Annotated in this window: 14 protein-coding genes, 1 pseudogene and 1 riboswitch; of the genes and pseudogenes, 9 read left to right on the forward strand and 6 right to left on the reverse strand. The window is 66.5% G+C overall.

Annotated features, from left to right (window positions below):
• Positions 1 to 92: 92 nt before the first annotated feature.
• The 4 genes from aroK to ugpQ all read left to right on the forward strand — a co-directional run bounded on the left by aroK (position 93) and on the right by ugpQ (position 3,874).
• Positions 93 to 647: a shikimate kinase AroK gene (gene aroK, locus C7402_RS33800; RefSeq protein ID WP_112174840.1), complete on the forward strand. Its 555-nt coding sequence runs from the start codon at positions 93 to 95 to the stop codon at positions 645 to 647.
• 74 nt (positions 648 to 721) lie between these two features.
• On the forward strand, positions 722 to 1,804 hold the full coding sequence (gene aroB / locus C7402_RS33805; RefSeq protein WP_116613699.1) for a 3-dehydroquinate synthase: 1,083 nt from the start codon (positions 722 to 724) through the stop codon (positions 1,802 to 1,804).
• Between the two features lie 73 nt (positions 1,805 to 1,877).
• Entirely contained in the window at positions 1,878 to 3,074 is a 1,197-nt protein-coding gene (locus C7402_RS33810) for a deoxyguanosinetriphosphate triphosphohydrolase (RefSeq protein WP_165842058.1), read from the forward strand.
• Between the two features lie 38 nt (positions 3,075 to 3,112).
• Entirely contained in the window at positions 3,113 to 3,874 is a 762-nt protein-coding gene (ugpQ, locus tag C7402_RS33815; RefSeq protein WP_116613745.1) for a glycerophosphodiester phosphodiesterase, read from the forward strand.
• Positions 3,875 to 3,908: 34 nt separating this feature from the next.
• Here ugpQ and C7402_RS33820 read toward each other — a convergent pair whose 3' ends face one another.
• The gene (locus tag C7402_RS33820) at positions 3,909 to 4,286 is read right to left on the reverse strand and encodes an ElaB/YgaM/YqjD family protein (RefSeq protein WP_112174843.1); all 378 of its coding nucleotides are present in this window, start codon (positions 4,284 to 4,286) and stop codon (positions 3,909 to 3,911) included.
• Positions 4,287 to 4,651: 365 nt separating this feature from the next.
• On the reverse strand, positions 4,652 to 5,371 hold the full coding sequence (locus tag C7402_RS33825; protein WP_112174844.1) for an OmpW/AlkL family protein: 720 nt from the start codon (positions 5,369 to 5,371) through the stop codon (positions 4,652 to 4,654).
• A 188-nt stretch (positions 5,372 to 5,559) separates the two neighbouring features.
• On the opposite strand from C7402_RS33825, the pseudogene C7402_RS33830 reads away from it, so the two are divergent.
• The 4 genes and pseudogenes from C7402_RS33830 to thpR form a co-directional block, all read left to right on the forward strand.
• Positions 5,560 to 6,249: pseudogene (locus C7402_RS33830) on the forward strand (transposase); the annotation flags it as partial.
• A gap of 663 nt (positions 6,250 to 6,912) precedes the next feature.
• On the forward strand, positions 6,913 to 11,613 hold the full coding sequence (locus tag C7402_RS33835; protein WP_116613701.1) for a glutamate synthase-related protein: 4,701 nt from the start codon (positions 6,913 to 6,915) through the stop codon (positions 11,611 to 11,613).
• Between the two features lie 113 nt (positions 11,614 to 11,726).
• Positions 11,727 to 13,193, forward strand: coding sequence for a glutamate synthase subunit beta (locus tag C7402_RS33840; RefSeq protein WP_112174846.1), 1,467 nt, complete (start codon positions 11,727 to 11,729; stop codon positions 13,191 to 13,193).
• A 303-nt stretch (positions 13,194 to 13,496) separates the two neighbouring features.
• A complete protein-coding gene (gene thpR, locus C7402_RS33845) occupies positions 13,497 to 14,057 on the forward strand; it encodes an RNA 2',3'-cyclic phosphodiesterase (RefSeq protein WP_112174847.1) in 561 nt (186 codons plus the stop codon).
• 36 nt (positions 14,058 to 14,093) lie between these two features.
• Here the strand turns inward: thpR and C7402_RS33850 are convergent, their stop codons facing one another.
• The 4 genes from C7402_RS33850 to C7402_RS33865 form a co-directional block, all read right to left on the reverse strand.
• Positions 14,094 to 15,458, reverse strand: coding sequence for a D-amino acid dehydrogenase (locus C7402_RS33850; RefSeq protein WP_112174848.1), 1,365 nt, complete (start codon positions 15,456 to 15,458; stop codon positions 14,094 to 14,096).
• Positions 15,459 to 15,507: 49 nt separating this feature from the next.
• Positions 15,508 to 16,803 (reverse strand): MFS transporter, encoded by a 1,296-nt coding sequence (locus C7402_RS33855; protein ID WP_116613702.1) that lies wholly within the window; start codon positions 16,801 to 16,803, stop codon positions 15,508 to 15,510.
• Between the two features lie 290 nt (positions 16,804 to 17,093).
• The gene (locus C7402_RS33860; protein WP_116613703.1) at positions 17,094 to 17,873 is read right to left on the reverse strand and encodes an SDR family NAD(P)-dependent oxidoreductase; all 780 of its coding nucleotides are present in this window, start codon (positions 17,871 to 17,873) and stop codon (positions 17,094 to 17,096) included.
• A complete protein-coding gene (locus tag C7402_RS33865; protein WP_112174851.1) occupies positions 17,870 to 19,627 on the reverse strand; it encodes an ABC transporter ATP-binding protein/permease in 1,758 nt (585 codons plus the stop codon). Before C7402_RS33865 ends, C7402_RS33860 begins: the two co-directional genes overlap by 4 nt.
• A gap of 318 nt (positions 19,628 to 19,945) precedes the next feature.
• Positions 19,946 to 20,059, forward strand: a riboswitch (TPP riboswitch).
• A 243-nt stretch (positions 20,060 to 20,302) separates the two neighbouring features.
• On the opposite strand from C7402_RS33865, the gene C7402_RS33870 reads away from it, so the two are divergent.
• Positions 20,303 to 21,451: an FAD-dependent oxidoreductase gene (locus tag C7402_RS33870; protein WP_112174852.1), complete on the forward strand. Its 1,149-nt coding sequence runs from the start codon at positions 20,303 to 20,305 to the stop codon at positions 21,449 to 21,451.
• Positions 21,452 to 21,459 lie beyond the last annotated feature (8 nt).

Consider the following 21,459-nt stretch of genomic DNA (forward strand, 5'->3'; position numbering starts at 1 on the left):
GCGGCGCGCCGGGGCCGGAACGCCCAGGCCGCAGGCTCGACAACGCCGCCGCTTTGCCAGTAAGCTGCCACACCAACCTTTCGTAGGAATCGCTGCAAGTGCGGGACGCAAACGCCAATGTATTTTTCGTAGGGCTCATGGGCGCCGGCAAGACGACCGTGGGCCGGGCGGTCGCGCGCCGGCTGGAGCGTCCGTTTTTCGACTCCGATCACGAGATCGAGGCGCGCACCGGCGCGCGCATCCCGGTGATCTTCGAACTGGAAGGCGAAGCGGGCTTTCGCGAGCGCGAGGCCCAGGCGATCGAGGAGCTGACGGGGCGCGAAGGCATCGTCCTCGCCACCGGCGGCGGCGCGGTGCTGCGGCCCGAGAACCGCGCGGCGCTCAAGGCGCGCGGCTTCGTCGTGTATCTGCGCGCGCATCCGCACGACCTGTGGCTGCGCACGCGGCGCGACAAGAACCGGCCGCTTTTGCAGACCGAAGACCCCAAGGGGAGGCTCGAAGCCCTCTACGAAGCACGCGACCCGCTCTATCGCGAGGTCGCCGACTTCGTGATCGAAACGGGCCGGCCCTCGGTCAACGGGCTCGTCAACATGGTGCTGATGCAGCTCGACATGGCCGGGGTCGCGCGGGCCATCGCGCGCGAGTAGGGTCCGAACAGGGTGCGAACCACGCCCCGGTCGAAGCGTCAGGTAGTGCACCAGCAACTCTCACACTTCAGAGCATGATTACCGTCAACGTCGAACTGGGCGATCGAGCCTACCCCATCCATATCGGCTCCGGCCTGATCGGCCAGACGGCGCTCTTCGCGCCCCATATCGCCGGCAAGTCGGTGACGATCGTGACGAACACCGTCGTCGATCCGCTCTACGGCGATGCGCTGCGCGCCGCGCTCGCGCCGCTCGGCAAGGACGTCAACACCGTCGTGCTGCCCGATGGCGAGGCGCACAAGAACTGGGAAACGCTCAACGAGATTTTCGACGCGCTGCTCACCGCGCGCGCCGACCGCAAGACCACGCTCATCGCGTTGGGCGGCGGCGTGACGGGCGACATGACCGGCTTCGCGGCCGCCTGCTACATGCGCGGCGTGCCGTTCATCCAGGTGCCGACCACGCTGCTTTCGCAGGTCGATTCGTCGGTGGGCGGGAAGACCGGCATCAATCATCCGCTCGGCAAGAACATGATCGGCGCGTTCTACCAGCCGCAGGCCGTGATCGCCGACATCGGCGCGCTGCGTACGCTGCCGGAGCGCGAACTCGCGGCGGGCATTGCCGAGGTCATCAAGACGGGCGCCATCGCCGACGCCGAATTCTTCGACTGGATCGAAGCCAACGTCGAAGCGCTCAACCGCTGCGAACCCGAAGCGCTCGTACACGCGGTCAAGCGCTCGTGCGAGATCAAGGCTTCGGTCGTGGCCGCCGACGAACGCGAAGGCGGCCTGCGCGCCATTCTCAACTTCGGCCACACGTTCGGCCACGCGATCGAGGCCGGGCTGGGCTACGGCGAATGGCTGCACGGCGAGGCCGTGGGCTGCGGCATGGTGATGGCGGCCGATCTTTCGGTGCGCGTGGGCATGCTGGACGACGCTTCGCGCGCGCGGCTCGTGCGCCTGGTGCAGGCCGCCAAGCTGCCGGTGCAAGCACCCGCGCTCGGCGCGGATCGCTATGTCGAGCTGATGCAGGTCGACAAGAAGGCCGAGGGCGGGGCGATCAAGTTCATCCTGCTCAAGCGCTTCGGCGAGACGCACATCGGCCGTGCGCCCGACGAAGCCGTGCAGGCCACGCTCGCGGCCACGACGCAAGGCTGACGCGCCGCCGGCCATAACCCCTCGCGGAGGAACGGTGAGCGATACCCGCAGCGATATCCGTAGTGATCCCCGTATTGATCCCAGCCGTGAAATACGCGGCGCGGCGCCCGCGGCCGACGCCAACGCCGCGCTCCTCGCCTCATTCGAGGCGGGGCTCGCGCCTTATGCGGCACACGCTTCGCATTCGCGCGGGCGGCGCTACCCGGAGCCGCCACCGGCCGCGCGCAGCGAATTTCAGCGCGACCGCGACCGCATCGTCCACTCCACCGCGTTTCGCCGCCTCGAATACAAGACCCAGGTCTTCGTGAACCACGAGGGCGATCTCTTTCGTACGCGGCTCACGCACAGCCTCGAAGTCGCGCAGATCGCGCGCTCGGTCGCGCGCAATCTGCGTGTGAACGAGGATCTCGTCGAGGCGATCTCGCTCGCGCACGACCTCGGTCATACGCCGTTCGGCCATGCGGGCCAGGACGCGCTCAACGAGTGCATGCGCGAGCACGGCGGCTTCGAGCACAACCTGCAAAGCCTCGCCGTGGTCGACGAGCTCGAGGAGCACTACGGCGCGTTCGACGGCCTGAACCTGTGTTTCGAGACGCGCGAGGGCATCCTCAAGCACTGCTCGCGCGAGCACGCGCGGCGTCTGGGCGATCTGGGCGAGCGCTTCCTGCTCGGCCGGCAGCCTTCGATCGAGGCGCAGATCGCCAACATCGCCGACGAGATCGCCTACAACAACCACGACGTCGACGACGGCCTGCGCTCAGGCCTCCTCACCATCGAGCAGCTCGCCGAAGTCGAGCTCTGGCAGATGCATTACGACGCCGCGCGGGCCGAGTATCCGCAGATCGAGGGGCGCCGGCTGATCCACGAGACCGTGCGGCGCATCATCAATACGCTCATCGTCGACCTGATCGGGCAAACGCGGCGCAACCTCGCCGAGCGCGCGCCGCAGTCGCTCGACGATGTGCGCGCGGCGCCGCCCCTCGTCGCGCACAGCGAGCGCGTGGCGGCGCAGGCGGCCGCGCTCAAGCGTTTTCTGTACCGCAACCTGTACCGCCACTATCGCGTGATGCGCATGGCCAACAAGGCGCGGCGTGTGGTGAAGGGCTTGTTCGAAGCGTTCAGCGAAGACCCGCGCCTCTTGCCGCCCGCGTACCAGACGCCCGACGCCGCGCTCCAGCCTCGCCTCATTTCGCACTACATCGCGGGCATGACCGACCGGTATGCCCTGAAGGAGTATCGCCGGCTCTTCGTCGTCGACGACGACGCGTGAGCGCGGCGCGCGCCCTGCCGATTCCGGGAGTCCATCCGATGAAGTCCTGGCCGTATCCGCGCGTCGCCGCGCACCGTGGGGGCGGCACGCTCGCGCCCGAAAATACGCTGGCCGCCTTGCGCATCGGCGCGAGCTACGGCCACACGATGGTCGAGTTCGACGCCAAGCTGTCCACCGACAACATCGCGTTCCTGCTGCACGACGACACTGTGGACCGGACCTCGAACGGGCACGGCGCGGCCGCATGCATGCGCTACGCGGAGCTGGCCGCGCTCGACGCCGGCAGCTGGCGGGACGCGCGCTTCGCCGGCGAACGCATGCCCACGCTCGCCGAAGTCGCAGCCAGTTGCCGAGAACTGGGCCTCGCGGCGAATGTGGAGATCAAGCCCTGTACGGGCCGTGACGTGGAGACAGGGCGCATCGTCGCCGCGGAAACAGCGCGGCTGTGGTCAGGGGAAGCAGAAGGCGCGCAAGGCGTGTCGCCGTTGCTCTCATCCTTCTCCTACGCGGCGCTGGAAGCGGCGCGAGACGCTGCGCCGGATCTGCCGCGCGGCCTGCTGTTCGAGCGTGTGCCGACCGACTGGCGCGAGCAAACCGCCGCGCTCGGCTGCGTCTCGCTCCACGCGAGCCATCGCCACCTCGACGAGGCGCTTGTCGGGCGTATCAAGGCCGCGGGGCTTTTCATGCTCGCTTACACGGTCAACGGCCTCGAGCGGGCGCGCGAACTCGTGCGTTGGGGCGTCGATACGGTCTGCACCGACCGCATCGACCTGATCGGGCCGCGCGCGCTCGACGCCTGAAGCGCGGCGAGCGGCTGACGCCGCGAGGTTGCGTCTAGCGGCAGCGCGCGAGCAGCGCGCCCGCTACCAGCGCCACGCCGCCGACAATCGCCACGGCTTGCCACGGGTTGCGATGCACATAGTCGTCGGCGCCGGCGATGGCCGCGTCGGTGTGTTCGCGCGCGCTCGCCCGCGCCACTTCGAGGCGTTCACGGGCGGCGTCGAGGCGTTTGCGGATGTCGGCGCGCAATGCCGTGGCATCGGCCTGGGTTCCCTCGCCCAGCGTGGTTTCCAGTTCGGCTAGCAGATCACGCAACTCGTCGGCGATATCGGCGGCGGCGCTGCGGCCGCGACGCGCAATGCGCCGCGCGCGGCGGCCCGTGCGCGTCCAGGAATCTCCGAGGGCTTCTCGCGTGTTCGGAAAGGCGCTCATGTATGGCTCCGTCGTTGAAAAAGCACAGGTAAAAGGCTCGCCGCAGCGCGCGCGAAAAAGGGCGCGTCAAGGCGAGGACCGGAGTGCGAGTATTGCGCAATTCCAGTGCCCGGGCTTTGAAACCGCGCAGCGCGAACGGCGCAAACGCCCGCCGGATGGGGCTCCCCCGTCCGGTGACAAAACAAATGATTACGGGGACAGCACGCTTTTTCGCAGAGGCATAGAATCAGGATAAGCCCATGCGATTGTCGGGAAAATCTGGTGAAGCGTGAGACTGGAGGGGACGGCAGGGAGGGGGATCGCCGCTCTTCGCCGGACACCGCTGGGGTGAGGCGAAGGGCGGGCGAAATGGCGCGCAGCGCGGCCTAGAAGTTGTAACCGACCTTCAGATAGGTCACGAGCGGGTTCAGGTGGATCTTGGCTTCCGAACGACGCACCGTGCTGAGCTGGTTGTTGACCGTGGTGTCGAACGAGGCGATCACGCTGATCGGGATGTACGAAAGCGAGAAGCCGGCGAACCAGTGCTTCGTGAAGTTGTAGTTGAAGCCCAGGTTAAACACGGGGGCCCAGGAACGATCCGTCGAAACACTGGTCGGACCCCCAAGTACACCTTGTTCGAAGGCGGCGTTCGTGATGTGCGCGTCGGTGAACCAGGCGTAGGTGAAGCCGATGCCGAGGTAGGGCCGGAATTTTGCTTCAGGCTTGTTGAAGTAGTACTTGAGCAACAGGGCCGGGCTCCAGAGCTTCGCCTCGCCGACCTTGCCGAACGTGCTGAAACTGCCGCCGCCGGAAAGGTCGAACTTCGGCGGAATGCCCAGTTCGGCTTCGGCAGCGAAGTGGTCGGTGATGTAGTAGCCGAGGGAAAGCCCCAGGGTGTCTGCGGAACTGATATTGGCGCCAGTGTTCGGAATGGCCATGTTAACCGGCGTGCCACCTGAACTGATGATCTTGAGCGGGTCGCTGCTGTCCTGGGGCATGAAGCGGAACCAGCCGGTGGTGACGTAGAACGTGTTGGCTGTCTGTGCGTGTGCTGCCGTGAAACTGGCGAGCGCGGCTACCCCTGCCAGCGCCTGTTTTAATTTCATATTAATGCTCCTCCATGAAAGGCCCGCCCATTATGAACACAACGTTTGCAACAAACCATACGCGACCGTTAGAGCTTTTTTACTAAGCGCCGCGAGCTTTCCGCTTAAGCCGCATTCCGGCGAGAACTAGCGCTGGAGCGGCCTGGCGGGTCTGCGGGTATTCACCAACGGAACCAGGAAAATCGAGCATGGCACGGCTTGCACGTCTTTATGTTCCCGATCAGCCGCAGCACGTGATCCTGCGCGGACTCGATCAGCAGCCCGCGTTCGTCGATGACCAGGACTACGAACTGTTCATCGACTGCCTGAAGGCCGCGGCGCGCGATCATCATCTGGCGGTTCATGCGTGGGTTTTGATGCCCGGCGCGGTGCAACTGCTCGTCACGCCCTCCGACGAATCCAGCCTTCCCAAGGCAATGCAGGCGGTCGGCCGGCGCTACGTAGCGCATTTCAACCGGCGCTATGCGCGGCGCGGCACGCTCTGGGAGGGGCGTTACCGGGCAACGGTCATCGAGGGTGAGCGCTTCTTCCTGCTGGCGAGCCGGGTGGTCGAGCTCGCGCCGGTGCGCAGCCACCTCGTGACGGCGCCCGAGGACTACCGATGGTCGAGCTATCGCCATCACATCGGTCTCACGGTCGACAGCCTCATCACCGATCACCCGCTCTACTGGGCGCTCGGCAATACGCCGTTCGAGCGTCAGCGCGCGTACCGGGAGCTGTGCGAGCTGCCGCTCGACGAGCGCGAAACCACGCAGCTCATGCAGGCCACGCTCAAGGGCTGGGTGCTCGGCAGCGACACCTATCGCGACTGGGCGTCGCGCAGCGCGAACCGGCGCGTCTCGCCGCTGCCGCGCGGGCGGCCGCGCAAGGTGCGCGAGGCGCCGGGCACGCCCGCGGCCGCTCCGGGCGCCCTCGGTGCAGCGGCCACCGCAAGCGCCGCTGCCACGCCTGCCACGGCGGTGAACCCGGCAGGCGGGCATGTCGGCGGCTCCGGGACGGGGCAATCCGCCCCCCATTCCGGGTCTCAACCTGCGGCCAATCCGGGTGGCGCCGGCGCGACCCATGGAGCCGGTCATCAAAGCCATCAGGGGAGTGGTTCCGCTACAACACCTGGTGTGAATCCGAATCCCACAACGGGCCATTCTGGTGGTTCACAAGGTTCCGGCGGCGGCGGCCAGGGCAGCCCGGCTTCGGGGCACGATGAACGCAAGCCCGGCACCGGCACGCACTGATCGTCTTTCGGGTCAAGGGTTTACGAGATAAACGGCATCTACGGGTGCCGTTTTCTTTTGCCCGAAAATGATGTGGCACCAATAAAATAATGTGCGAATGCACCAATACGATAATTGGGGTTCGAACATCACGTTTTATTTGCATGCCCTTGATTCGTCGCGTATATTCGCCTTTCGGCTCTCCTGGGCGCATAACGCGGGAAGCACGTAACACCCCGCGCAACGCCGTACAGCGGTCACGCGAGCGGCGGGAAACAAAGAACACGGATTCAACGGTCGGCAACGGCCCCCCACTCTGACGGTGTCCCCATGACTGATCACCAGCAGCGCGCCGCGGTGCCCGCAGCGCAAGGTCTCTATGACCCGCAAAACGAACACGACGCCTGTGGCGTCGGCTTCGTCGCCCATATCAAGGGCAAGAAGAGCCACGAAATCATTCAGCAAGGCCTGAAGATTCTCGAAAACCTCGACCACCGGGGCGCCGTGGGCGCCGATCCGCTGATGGGCGACGGCGCGGGCATCCTGATCCAGATTCCGGACGCGTTCTATCGCGAAGAAATGGCCAAGCAGGGCGTCACGCTGCCGCCGTTCGGCGAGTACGGCGTCGGCATGATCTTCCTGCCGAAGGAACACGCTTCGCGTCTCGCATGCGAGCAGGAACTCGAACGCACGGTGCGCGCCGAAGGCCAGGTCGTGCTGGGCTGGCGCGATGTGCCAGTCGACCACGCCATGCCGATCTCGCCCACGGTGAAGGCGAGCGAGCCGCTGATCCGCCAGATCTTCATTGGCCGCGGCAAGGACGTGATGGTCACGGACGCGCTCGAGCGCAAGCTGTACATCATCCGCAAGACCGCGAGCCACCGCATCCAGGCGCTCAAGCTCAAGCACGGCAAGGAATATTTCGTGCCGTCGTGCTCGGCGCGCACGGTCGTCTACAAGGGTCTGCTGCTGGCGGGCCAGGTCGGCGTGTACTACCGCGACCTGCAAGACGAGCGCGTCGTGTCGGCTCTGGCGCTTGTGCACCAGCGCTTCTCGACCAACACGTTCCCGGCGTGGGAACTGGCTCACCCGTACCGCATGATCGCCCACAACGGTGAAATCAACACCGTGAAGGGCAACGTGAACTGGCTGAACGCCCGTACCGGCGCGATCGCCTCGCACGTGCTCGGCGACGACCTGCCCAAGCTGTGGCCGCTGATCTACCCGGGCCAGTCCGATACCGCTTCGTTCGACAACTGTCTCGAACTGCTGGTGATGGCAGGCTACCCGCTCGTCCACGCGATGATGATGATGATCCCGGAAGCCTGGGAACAGCACACGCTGATGGACGAGAACCGCAAGGCGTTCTACGAATACCACGCTGCGATGATGGAGCCGTGGGACGGCCCCGCCGCGATCGCCTTCACCGACGGCCGCCAGATTGGAGCTACGCTCGACCGTAACGGTCTGCGTCCGGCGCGCTACATCGTCACGGACGACGATCTGGTCATCATGGCGTCGGAAGCCGGCACGCTGCCTATCCCTGAGTCGAAGATCGTCAAGAAGTGGCGTCTCCAGCCGGGCAAGATGTTCCTGATCGACATGGAGCACGGCCGCATCATCGACGACAAGGAACTCAAGGACAACCTCGCCAACGCCAAGCCGTACAAGAGCTGGATCGACGCCGTGCGCATCAAGCTCGACGAGATCGAGCCGAAGGCGGAAGACGTCGCGACCGCGCGCGCAGAAGCCGCTGCGCTGCTCGACCGTCAGCAGGCGTTCGGCTATACGCAGGAAGACCTCAAGTTCCTGATGGCGCCGATGGCGATGTCGGGTGAAGAGGCCGTCGGTTCGATGGGCAACGACTCGCCGCTGGCGGTCATGTCCAACAAGAACAAGACGCTCTACAACTACTTCAAGCAGCTGTTCGCGCAGGTCACGAACCCGCCGATCGACCCGATCCGTGAAAACATGGTGATGTCGCTCGTCTCGTTCATCGGCCCGAAGCCGAACCTGCTCGACACGAACAACATCAACCCGCCGATGCGCCTCGAAGTGTCGCAGCCGGTGCTCGACTTCAAGGACATCGCGAAGATCCGCGCGATCGAGCAGTACACGGGCGGCAAGTTCAGCAGCTACGAGCTGAACATCTGCTATCCGGTGGCCTGGGGCAAGGAAGGCATCGAAGCGCGTCTCGCGTCGCTGTGCGCGGAAGCCGTCGATGCGGTCAAGTCGGGCTACAACATCCTGATCGTGTCGGACCGCCGCGCGGACCGCGACAACGTCGCGATCCCGGCGCTGCTCGCCACCTCGGCGATCCACTCGCATCTCGTGCAGCACGGTCTGCGCACGAGCACGGGTCTCGTCGTGGAAACGGGTTCGGCGCGTGAAACGCACCACTTCGCGCTGCTCGCCGGTTTCGGCGCGGAAGCCGTGCACCCGTACCTCGCGATGGAAACGCTCGCGCAGATGGCGCAGGGCCTGAAGGGCGATCTGTCGGGCGAGAAGGCCGTCTACAACTTCACCAAGGCAGTGGGCAAGGGCCTGCTCAAGGTGATGTCGAAGATGGGCATCTCCACGTACATGTCGTACACGGGCGCGCAGATTTTCGAAGCGGTGGGTCTCGCTGACGAACTCATCGCCAAGTACTTCAAGGGCACGGCATCGAAGGTCGGCGGCATCGGCCTGTTCGACGTCGCGGACGAAGCGATCCGCATGCACCGCGACGCATTCGGCGACAACCCGGTTCTCGCCAACATGCTCGACGCGGGCGGCGAGTACGCGTACCGCGTGCGCGGCGAAGACCACATGTGGACGCCGGACGCGATCGCCAAGCTCCAGCACTCGGCACGCAGCAACTCGTACCAAACGTACAAGGAATACGCGCACCTGATCAACGATCAGACCAAGCGCCATATGACGTTCCGCGGTCTGTTCGAATTCCGCCTCGACCCGGCGCGCGCGATCTCGATCGACGACGTCGAGCCGGCCAAGGAAATCGTCAAGCGCTTTGCGACTGGCGCGATGTCGCTCGGCTCGATTTCGACCGAAGCGCACGCCACGCTCGCCGTCGCGATGAACCGTATCGGCGGCAAGTCGAACACGGGTGAAGGCGGCGAAGACGAGAAGCGGTACCGCAACGAGCTGCGCGGCATTCCGATCAAGAACGGCGACACGATGCGTTCGATCATCGGCGAAGAAGTCGTCAAGGACATCCCCCTGAAGGATGGCGACTCGCTGCGCTCGAAGATCAAGCAGGTGGCTTCCGGCCGCTTCGGCGTGTCGGCGGAGTACCTGTCGTCGGCTGACCAGATCCAGATCAAGATGGCGCAGGGCGCGAAGCCGGGCGAAGGCGGTCAGCTGCCGGGCCACAAGGTTTCGGAGTACATCGGCAAGCTGCGTTACTCGGTGCCGGGCGTGGGCCTCATCTCGCCGCCGCCGCACCACGACATCTACTCGATCGAAGATCTGGCGCAGCTCATTCACGATCTGAAGAACGTGAACCCGGTGTCGTCGATCTCGGTGAAGCTGGTGTCGGAAGTGGGCGTGGGCACGGTGGCAGCCGGTGTGGCGAAGGCCAAGGCCGACCACGTCGTGATCGCCGGTCACGACGGCGGCACGGGCGCGTCGCCGCTCTCGTCGCTCAAGCACGCTGGCACGCCGTGGGAACTCGGTCTCGCGGAAACGCAGCAAACGCTGGTGCTGAACCAGTTGCGCGGCCGCATTCGCGTGCAGGCCGACGGCCAGATGAAGACGGGCCGCGACGTGGTGATCGGCGCGCTGCTCGGCGCGGACGAATTCGGCTTTGCGACGGCGCCGCTCGTCGTCCAGGGCTGCATCATGATGCGCAAGTGCCACCTGAACACCTGCCCGGTTGGCGTTGCGACGCAAGATCCGGTGCTGCGCGCGAAGTTCTCGGGCCAGCCCGAGCACGTCGTCAACTTCTTCTTCTTCATCGCTGAAGAAGTGCGCGAAATCATGGCGCAACTGGGTATCCGCAAGTTCGACGATCTGATCGGCCGCGCGGATCTGCTCGACACGCGCCGTGGCGTGGAACACTGGAAGGCGAAGGGTCTCGACTTCTCGCGCGTGTTCTACCAGCCGACGGTTGGCGAGGAAGTCGCACACAAGCACGTGGGTACGCAAGACCACGGTCTCGAGCGCGCGCTCGATCACACGCTGATCGAGAAGGCAAAGGCTGCGATCGAAACGGGTGAGCACGTCTCGTTCATCCAGCCGGTGCGCAACGTGAACCGCACGGTCGGCGCGATGCTCTCGGGCGTCGTCGCGAAGAAGTACGGCCACGACGGTCTGCCGGAAGACTCGATCCACATTCAGTTGAAGGGCACGGCAGGTCAGAGCTTCGGCGCGTTCCTCGCTCGCGGCATCACGCTGGATCTGGTTGGCGACGGCAACGACTACGTGGGCAAGGGCCTCTCGGGCGGCCGCATCATCATCCGTCCGACCAACGACTTCCGCGGCAAGTCCGAAGAAAACATCATCTGCGGCAACACGGTGATGTACGGCGCACTCGAAGGCGAAGCCTTCCTGCGCGGCGTGGCGGGCGAGCGCTTCGCGGTGCGTAACTCGGGCGCGACGGCGATCGTCGAAGGCACGGGCGACCACGGCTGCGAATACATGACGGGCGGCACGGTGGTGGTGCTCGGCGAAACGGGCCGTAACTTCGCGGCGGGCATGTCGGGCGGTATCGCCTACGTGTACGACCCGGAAGGCACGTTCGCCGGCAAGTGCAACAAGTCGATGGTTACGCTCGATCCGGTGCTGCAACAAGCCGAACAGGAGCGCACCGTGGACCGCGCACTGTGGCACGCAGGCCAGACCGACGAAGCGCTGCTCAAGGGACTCGTCGAGCGTCACTTCCAGTTCACCGGCTCGCCGCGTGCGAAGGCGCTGCTGGAAAACTGGGACGCGGCACGCCGCCAGTTCGTGAAGGTGTTCCCGACGGAATACAAGCGCGCACTGGGCGAAATCGGCGCGAAGAAGGCGAACCAGGAAGAGCTGGCCGCTTGAATCCCGTCTGATTCCAGCACTGACGACTTAAAGACGAAGCGCCCGCCGCGCGACTAGATACGCGGCGGCGGGCGCGGTCCCCCTCACTGAATAGATAGATAGACGAGAACCAAATGGGTAAGGCAACCGGTTTTCTCGAGTTCGAGCGCCAGCATGAGGCGTACGAAGCACCGCTCACGCGCGTGAAGCACTACAAGGAATTCGTGGCGGCGCTCTCCGACGCCGACGCGAAGGTCCAGGGCGCACGCTGCATGGACTGCGGCATCCCGTTCTGCAACAACGGCTGCCCGGTCAACAACATCATTCCGGACTTCAACGACCTCGTGTTCCGCCAGGATTGGAAGAGTGCGATCGAAGTCCTGCACTCGACCAACAACTTCCCCGAGTTCACGGGCCGTATCTGCCCGGCGCCCTGCGAATCGGCGTGTACGCTCGGCATCAACAACGATCCCGTAGGCATCAAGTCGATCGAGCACGCGATCATCGACAAGGCCTGGGCCGAAGGCTGGGTCGCGCCGCAAGTCGCGAAGCACAAGACGGGCAAGAAGGTTGCCGTCGTCGGTTCGGGCCCCGCGGGTCTGGCCACGGCGCAGCAACTCGCGCGCGCCGGACACGACGTGACGGTGTTCGAGAAGAACGACCGCGTGGGCGGCCTGCTGCGCTACGGCATCCCCGACTTCAAGCTGGAAAAGTGGCTGATCGACCGCCGCATGCGCCAGATGGAAGCCGAAGGCGTGACGTTCCGCACCAACGTGTTCATTGGCAAGGGTGAACTGCCCGCGTACATCGGCAACACGGCGAAGGAAACCATTTCGCCGGAAGAACTGAAGGAACAGTTCGACGCCGTGGTGATCGCAGGCGGTTCGGAAACGCCGCGTGACCTGCCGGTGCCGGGCCGCGAGCTCGAAGGCATCTACTACGCCATGGAGTTCCTGCCGCAGCAGAACAAGGTCAACGCCGGCGACAAGCTGTCGAACCAGTTGCTCGCCAAGGGCAAGCACGTGGTGGTGATCGGCGGCGGCGATACGGGCTCCGACTGCGTGGGCACCTCGAACCGTCACGGCGCGAAGAGCGTCACGCAGTTCGAACTGCTGCCGCAGCCGCCCGAGGAAGAGAACAAGCCGCTCGTGTGGCCGTACTGGCCGATCAAGCTGCGCACGTCGTCGTCGCACGAAGAAGGCTGCTCGCGTGACTGGGCGGTCGCCACGAAGCGTCTGGAAGGCAAGAACGGCAAGGTCGAGAAGCTCATCGCCGCGCGCGTGGAGTGGAAGGACGGCAAGATGGTCGAAGTGCCGGGTTCGGAATTCGAAATGAAGGCCGACCTCGTGCTGCTCGCCATGGGCTTCACGCAACCGGTTTCGCCGGTGCTCGAAGCGTTCGGCGTCGAGAAGGATGCGCGCGGCAACGTGCGTGCCTCGACCGAAGGCGACAAGGCGTACTACACGTCGGTGGACAAGGTGTTCACGGCAGGCGACATGCGCCGTGGCCAGTCGCTGGTGGTGTGGGCGATCCGTGAAGGCCGCCAGTGCGCACGTTCCGTCGATGCGTACCTGATGGGCAGCTCGGAGCTGCCGCGTTAAGGCCGGATCTGGGACCAGAGTAAGCGCTAAAGCGCTAACTCTGGTCGACACGTGAGGGCCGTCAATGCGCGCGCTCCGTCGACGCGTACCTGATGGGCAGCTCGGAGCTGCCGCGTTAAATCCGGTGCGTCCGTCGTTGTGACAGGACGCACGGGAGACGGCAGGAGACGAAACGACAGAAACCGGGCACCCGCAAGGGTGACCCGGTTTTTTTACGTCCGTGCTGCGGGTTTGCATGGGCGCGCGGCGCACGGGACAGGATTACCATGTCGCGATTGCCCGACCAATCGAGGCCTGCCGATCATGTCCGAAGCCCGCGAGACCGATCGAGAGACGCAGCAATGGCGGCGCTGCTTCGTCGCGCTCTCGCCAGATCCGGCGACACGCGACGCGCTCGCCGCGCTCGCCGTGCCGGCCAACGCGCGGCGCGTGCCGTCCCCGCAACTGCATCTGACGGTGGCGTTCATCGGCGCGATGTCGTTCGACCAGGGGGACGCGCTGTCGCGGCGGCTCGCCGAGCACGCGCCGCGTATTCCGCCCTCGCAGGTCACGCATATCGAGAGCTGGCCGGGACGCGCGCATCCGCGGCTGATGGTGGCCGTGCTGGCGATGTCGGATGCGTTCACGGCGCTCGACTGGCGCGTGCGCTCGCTGATGGGCGATGTGGGCTTGCCGCTCGACGCACGGGCGTTCCGTCCGCATGTGACGCTCGCGCGGTTCGCGCGCGACGCCGTGGGCGCGCCGGCGACGGCCGACGGTGAAGCGTTGCCGCCGCTGCGCTTCGAGTCGCTGGTGCTGTATTCGAGCACGCTGGCGAAGCAGGGCGCGCGCTATGAAGCCTTGACGAGCGTCGCGCTCGGTTGAAGCGCCGAGGCGCTTCTCAGCGCCCCTCGCCGTCGTTCAGCGTTCGTAGCGTGCCAGCGTCAAACCGTTGAGGTCGATTTCCGGCTTGTGTTGCGTGACGAGGTCCGCGAGCACGCGGCCCGAGCCCATCGACATCGCCCAGCCAGTGGAGCCGTGCCCGACGTTCAGCCACAGTCCGTCCACGCCGGAGCCGCCCAGCAGCGGCGCGCCGTCCGGCACCATGGGGCGGCGTCCGACCCAGAATTGCGCCGAAGAGGGCGTCGCCGCGTGCGGGAACCAGTCGTCGAGCACCTTCATGAGCGTTTGCAGCGCCTGCTCGCGCAGCGTCGAGCGATGGTCGCCGAGTTCCGCCGTTCCCGCCACGCGCAGGTAAGGCCCGAAGCGCGTGATCGCCGTTTTGAGCGACTCGTCCATGAGCGCGGCGCGCGGGGCCTTCTGCTCGTCGACCACGGGCAGCGTGGCCGAATAGCCCTTCACCGGATACAGCGGCACCCGCACGCCGAGCGGCGCGACGAGCGCCGCGCTCTCCACGCCCAGCGCGACCACCACGGCGTCGGCGGCGAGCGTTTGCGGTGTGGCGTCGGCCGGTTCGCTGCGCTCGGCCGGGCGCAGCACTTCCGCCGGCGCGCGGCGCTGCTCGCGCCGGTCCTTGCGGTTGTTCGCCTTGCGGCGGCCGGGCACGGCGCGCACGCGCACGCCGCTCACCTTGCCGCCCGCGGCTTCGAGCGCGAGCACTTCGGTATCGAACAGGAACGTCACGCCTTTCGCCTCGCACACGGCGCGCAGTTCGCGCGTGAAGCGCGCGCAGTCGCCGGCTTCGTCATCGGGCAGATACACGCCCGCCACCGGCTTCACGCGCGACCAGGCGAGGCCCGGCTCGACCTGCGCGCATGCGGCGGAATCGAGCTCGCGATAGGCGATGCCCGCGTCGCGCAACACGCCGAGCGCCGGCTGCGCGAGTTCGAGGTCGTAGTCGCTGCGAAAGAGCTGGAGATACCCCTGGCTGCGCCCGTACTCGAACGCGTGCGTGGCGCGAAACGCGTGCAGGCATTCGCGGCTGTAATAGGCGATGCGCTGCATGCGTTGCTTGTTCACGCGAAAGCGCGCGAGATCGCATTCGCGCAGCCAGCGTGCGATCCAGCGCCACTGCGCGGTGTCGAGCGTGGGCCGGAAGATCAGCGGCGAGGTGGGCTTGAGCAGGTACTTGATGAGCTTCGCGGGCATGCCAGGCGCGGCCCACGGCGTGACGTAGCCGGGCGCGATCACGCCGGCGTTGCCGAAGCTCGTGCCGAGCGCGACTCCCGGTTCTCGTTCGATGACCGTGACGTCGCAGCCTCGTTCGCTCAGATAGTACGCAGTGGCGACGCCGATCACACCGGCGCCGAGGACGATCGTTTTCATGCCGGGAGGACAACAGGAAGGGACGGTGGGTATTGCAGCACGTTCGTGCTCATCGTGCAGTGGATCGAGCAGACGGGCGCTCGGCCGCGTCAGTGGGCGTTTCTTCGGTCAGCACCTTGCCCTTCGTTTCGGGCAGGCACAGCGCCGCGACGATCACGAGCAGGTAGCCCGCGCCCGCCACCGCGCCGATCGCTTTCACGAGCGAGGTGGTTTGCGCGAACGTGCCCACGAGAATCGGAAAGAACGAGCCGAGACCGCGCCCGAGGTTGTAGCAGAAGCCCTGGCCCGAGCCGCGAATCGCGTTCGGATAGAGCTCGGAGAGATACGCTCCCACGCCCGCGAAGATGCCCTGCACGACGATGCCGAGCGGAAAGCCGAGCAGGAGCATGGCGGCGTCGGTGATGGGCAACATTGTGTAGGCCATGCCGAGCACGAACGAGCCGATGGCGAACAGGATGAACGAAGCGCGCCGCCCGATCTTGTCGCAGAGGATCGCGCCGACGATATAGCCCGTGAACGAGCCGACGATCAGCACGATCAGATAGCCGCTCGTGTTGAACACCGAGAGGTGGCGCACCGTCTTGAGGTAAGTGGGCAGCCAGGTGGTGATCGCGTAGTAGCCGCCGAGCATGCCCGTGCACAGCACGCTGCCGAGCACCGTGGTGGCCAGATGCGCGGGCGCGAAGATTTGCAGGAAGCTGCCTTGCACCGCGCCGCTTTCGCGAGCGCGGCGGGTGGCGACGAACACCTCGGGGTCGCTCACGTTGCGGCGCACATAGAGAATCCAGAGCGCGGGCAGGATGCCGATCCAGAAGCACGCGCGCCACGCGTATTCCTCGGGCAGCAGCGCGAAAAAGGCCCAGTAGAGAATGGCGGCCGCGCCCCAGCCGAACGACCAGCTGCTCTGCACGGTGCCCACGGCCTTCGCGCGATGCTGCGGGGAGCGGATCGTTTCGGCCATCATCATCGTGACGACCGTCCATTCGCCGCCAAAGCCGATGCCTTGCAGCGTGCGCGTGGCGAGCAGTTGCCAGAACGAATGCGTGAAGCCGGAGAGGCAGGTGAAAAGGGCGAAAGTGGCGATGGTCCACTGGAGCACGCGCACGCGGCCGTAGCGGTCGGCGAGGATGCCCGCGAGCCAGCCGCCCACCGCCGAGGAGATCAGCGAGCTCGTGGCGATCATCCCGGCCTCGCTCTTGGTCATGCCCCAGGTGGCGATGAGCGTCGGGATCAGGAACGAGTAAATCATGAAGTCGAACGCGTCGACGGCATAGCCGCCGAAGCCCGCGTAAAGCGTGCGCCGCTCACGCGCGTTCAGCTCCGTGAACCATTGAAAGTAGCCCATCGTGTGTCTTCCCCCATTCTTGTTGTGCGCGCAACGAGCCGGGTGAGCGGCGCGCGCGGCGCAAGCGACACGACAGGAGACGGCGTCCTGGGTGGCGCCGCCCCGTTTCCGGTGTGCTGGTGGCGTATTTTACGGTGTGAAAGCACGCTGAGGCGAGGGGGAGAATGCTGGCGCGCTGCGCAGCGGGGTTGCGGCAGGCGGCGCTCAGGCCGCAGCCGGTTCATTGCGCGCTTTCATTGCGCACCTTCATTCGATAGCAAGCGAATGACGGCGCACGCGTGCCGGGCCGGTCAGCCGAGCGTCAACCCGCCGTCGACGTGGATCACCTGGCCCGTAATGTGGCGCGCCGCGTCGCTGAGCAAAAAGCCGATGAGCTCGGCGATATCGGCGGGGTCGGCCACGTGGCCGAGCGGCGTTTCCTGCGCCGCACGCTCCCACACCGGCGCGTTTTCGGGCGTGGGGCCCTTGTCCTTGCGCGTGTAGCCGGGCGCGACGCAATTCACCGTCACGCCGTGCGGCGCCAGTTCCGCGGCGGCGGTTTTGGCGAGCGATTCGAGCGCGGCCTTGGCGGCGGCGGTGGCGGCGAACGGCGCGTCGGCGCGATAACGGTGCGCGACAAACGAACTGAGCGCGACCACGCGGGCGCGCGCCGAGCGCTCCAGCGCGGGCCGGGCGCGCTGCATGAGCGCCGCGAACGCGGCGGGCATGGCGGCGAACGCGCCTTCGAGCGAACCGGCGTCGAGCGCGGCGAGCGACTGGCGCTGCGCGTGCCCGGCGTTGGCCACGATCTGGTCGAGCGTGCCGAAGTGCGCGAGCGTCGCCTCCACGGTCGCGGCGGCATTGCCTGGCTCGGCGAGATCGCTGTAGGTGGTGGCGCAGGTTGCGCCGCGCCGCTCGCATTCGGCGGCGACCGCGACGAGCCGCGCGCGCGCCGCTTCGTCCGCGCCGCGCGCGTGCAGCATGAGCGCGACACCCGATGCCGCGATGCGCCGCGCGAGCGCCGCGCCAATGCCCGAGCCCGCGCCCGTGATCAGCACGACGCGCTCGAAGCCTGCGCCGGCCGCGCTCACGCCGCGACCCGCTCTTCAGGCATGCGCTCGATTTCGAGCGTTTCGTGGTGATACGCCGCAAGCGACTCGCGGTGCGCCACGCTCACGATCGCCGCCTTCGGCAGGCGCTCCATGAAGAGCTTGTAGAGACGGCCTTCGTTGTCGGGGTCGAGCGCGCTCGTCGCTTCGTCGAGGAACAGATAGTCGGGCTTGTGCAGCAGCACGCGAGCGCCCGCGAGGCGTTGCTGTTCGCCCGGCGAGAGCACGCGCGTCCAGTGCGCCGACTCGCCGAGACGGTCCGCGTAGTCTTCCAGGCGGCAGGCGCGCAGCGCTTCGCGGCAGTCTTCGTCGCTGTAGTCGTCGGCGGGCGAGGGGTAGGTGAGCGCGGCCTTGAGCGTGCCGATGGGCAGGTAGCTCTGTTGCGGGATGAACATCATGCGCGCATCCACCGGCGCGTCGATCGAGCCTTCGCCGAACGGCCAGAGGCCCGCGAGCGCGCGCATCAGCGTGCTCTTGCCCGCGCCCGAGGGGCCGCGCACGAGCCAGCGCGAGCCCGGCTTGATGGCGATGTCGCGCACTTCCGACAGCGGCGTGCCGTTGGGCAGCGAGAGCTTGAGATGCTCGGTCGCGAGTTCGTTGTTGTCGATGTAGTGCAGGTTGATGCCGCCGTGCTCGGTGGCGGGCGAGACCGTTTCCTTCAGGCGCGGCGAGTGCACCACGCGCACGAATTCGCGCAGACGGTTCACGGTAGCGCGCCATTCAACCAGCGTGGCGTAACTGTTGATGAACCACGAGAACGAATCGCTCACGGTGCCGAACGCCTGCGAGATCTGCATCAGCACGCCGAACGTGAACGCGCCCGCGAAGTAGCGCGGCGCGGCGACCACGAGCGGGAAGATGATGGCGATCTGGCCGTAGAAGCTCAGCACGAAGGTGAGGCGCTTCGTGTACTTCATCACGCGCCACCAGTTTTCGCGGATGTGCTGGAAGAGGCCTTGTGCGTTGCCGCGCTCGGTGTCCATGCCGTCGTACAGCGCGATCTGCTCGGCGTTCTCACGCAGGCGGATCAGGCCGAAGCGGAAGTCCGCCTCCACCTTTTGTTGCTGGTAGTTGATCGACACGAGCGGATGGCCGACCTTCTGGATCACGAGCGAGCCGAACACGGCGTAGAGCGCGGCGGCCCAGACCATGTAACCCGGAATCGCGAGCGGCTGCCCGCCCAGCGTGACCGTGAGCGCGCCCGCGAGCGTCCACAGGATCGTGATGAACGAGATCAGCGTGACGACCGTGGAGAGCAGGTCGAGCGTGAGCGAAAGCGTGGTCGTGGCGAACGACTGGAGGTCGTCGCTGATCCGCTGGTCGGGGTTGTCGGCGAGGCGGTCGCGCTCGATGCGGTAGAACGCACCCTTGCCGAGCCACTCGCTCAGGAAGCGGTTGGTGAGCCACTGGCGCCAGCGAAAGCCGAGCATCTGGCGCAGATAGCGGCCGTACACCGCGAGGATGATGAAGCCGAACGCCAGCTCGGTGAAGGTCATCAAGAGCGGCGGGAAGCGTTTGACGTCCTTGGCCTGCAACGCGTTGTAGAACTCCGCGCTCCAGCCGTTCAGCCGCACGTTGATCCACACGACGAGCAGGTTCATCACGATGATCGCGACGAGCAGCCCCCAGGCGATCCAGCGTTCCTCGGAAACCCAGTAGGGTTTGATCAGGCTCCACGCGGTGATCTTCTGATGCTCGTTCTGATCGGGCGTGGCGCGGGAAGATTGGTTGGTCATGTGCGTCCTGATGTTTTGTGCCGGCCCGCTCGGGCCGCTTTCGCCATATGCCGCGCGCCGCGCGGCGGCCGCTGTGCACGGATTCTGTCGGCAACCGCTTAAGTGAGACTTAACGAGACTTGACGGGGTAAATGCCGGGGCAAGTGCCTGGCGAAACGCTGAGGCAAATGCCCGCGCCGCGCCGCCGTAGCGTGGCGCTCATTGTCTCACCGCGCGGGCTCGCGAGGCGAAAGGAGCGGGTCCAAGGCATTGTGCCAGACGAGCCGTGCCGTTCCGTCGAGGTTTGCGGGCGCCGCGCGTTTTGTGGTCTAATCGACGGTGACGAAACAGGGGTGCTTCACCGGTATGCCGGGCATGCCGTACTGAGGCTGAGAGAGACCCTTCGCACCCGATCCGGGTAATACCGGCGCGGGAAGTTTCCAGAAAGTCTTGCCGGAGCGCCCTGGCCTTTGCAGGGGCGCCAGGTTTCCCGCCGGGCCGCGCGTTCGGCGCTCGGGTCCATACGATTTCCGTATCGGGCCGTCTGCGCCGCATAGCCTCCACGGTCGGCCTTGCCAGCCGGTTTCGTCCTTGGGTACGTCTGCTGCTGCCGTACGGAAAGGATACGATGACCGCCTATTCTCTTGCTTGTTCCCCGTTTTTCACTGCGCACGCCTTGCCTGACGGAGCGTCGTCATGAGCCGCGTCCATCACCATAGCGTGGGCGGCACGCCCGACTTCGCCGTGCTCGGCGGCGGCCTGTGCGGCCGGCTCGTCGCATGGCGTCTGGCCGGCGAGGGCCATCGCGTCGCGCTCTACGAGCGTGGCGGCCCCGAAGGCGGCGAGGCCGCGGCCTGGGTCGCGGCGGCCATGCTCGCGCCGCTCGCCGAGGCGGCCGTTGCCGAACTGCTCATCACCGAGCTTGGCGTGGCGTCGCTCGAAGCCTGGCCGCGCATCCTGGCCGAATTACCCGCGCCCGTGTTCTTCCAGCGCAACGGCACGCTCGTGGTCTGGCATAGCGCCGATCGCACCGAGGCGCCGCTCTTCGAGCGCCGCGTGCGCGCGAACGCGCCGCGCGCGCTTGCCGATGCGAACTTCGTCGCGCTCGCCGGCGCACAGCTCGACGCGGCCGAACCGGCGCTCGCCGGGCGCTTCGCGCGCGGCTGGCTCCTGAACGGCGAAGGGCAGCTCGACAACCGCCAGGCGCTCGCCGCGCTTGCGGCCGGACTCGCCGCGCGTGGTGTGGAAACGCACTGGCACACCACCGTCGACGAAGCGAACCCGCCGCGCGCGCGCGTGACGATCGACTGCCGCGGCCTGGGTGCAAAACCCGTGCTGCCGGGGCTGCGCGGCATACGCGGCGAAGTCGCCCGAGTGCATGCGCCGGGCATCGGCTTGACGCGCCCGGTGCGGCTGCTGCATCCGCGCTATCCGCTCTATATCGCGCCGAAGGAGAACGATCTCTACGTGATCGGCGCGACCGAGATCGAGGGCGAGGACCGCTCGCCCGTGAGCGTGCGCTCGGCGCTCGAATTGCTGAGCGCGGCGTTCGCCGTGCATCCGGCGTTCGGCGAGGCGCGCATTCTCGAACTGAATTCGCAGTGCCGCCCGACGCTGCCCGACCATCGCCCGGCGCTCATTTGGGACGGCAAGGCCACGCTGCGCGTGAACGGCCTCTACCGGCACGGCTTCATGATCGCGCCGGAAGTCGCCGACGAAGCCGCGCGTGTCGCGCAGGCGCTCCTCGACGCCCGCGTGAGCGACGCCGACTCGTTCGAGGCGCTGCGCCGCGCGTCGCGCTGGGGCGAGATGCTGCACGCGCAGGGCGCGCATGAGCCGGCCTGAAGCGTGAA

Origin of the sequence: Paraburkholderia unamae (assembly GCF_003096875.1) — a bacterium.
In the GTDB taxonomy this organism is placed as follows: Bacteria; Pseudomonadota; Gammaproteobacteria; order Burkholderiales; family Burkholderiaceae; genus Paraburkholderia; species Paraburkholderia unamae.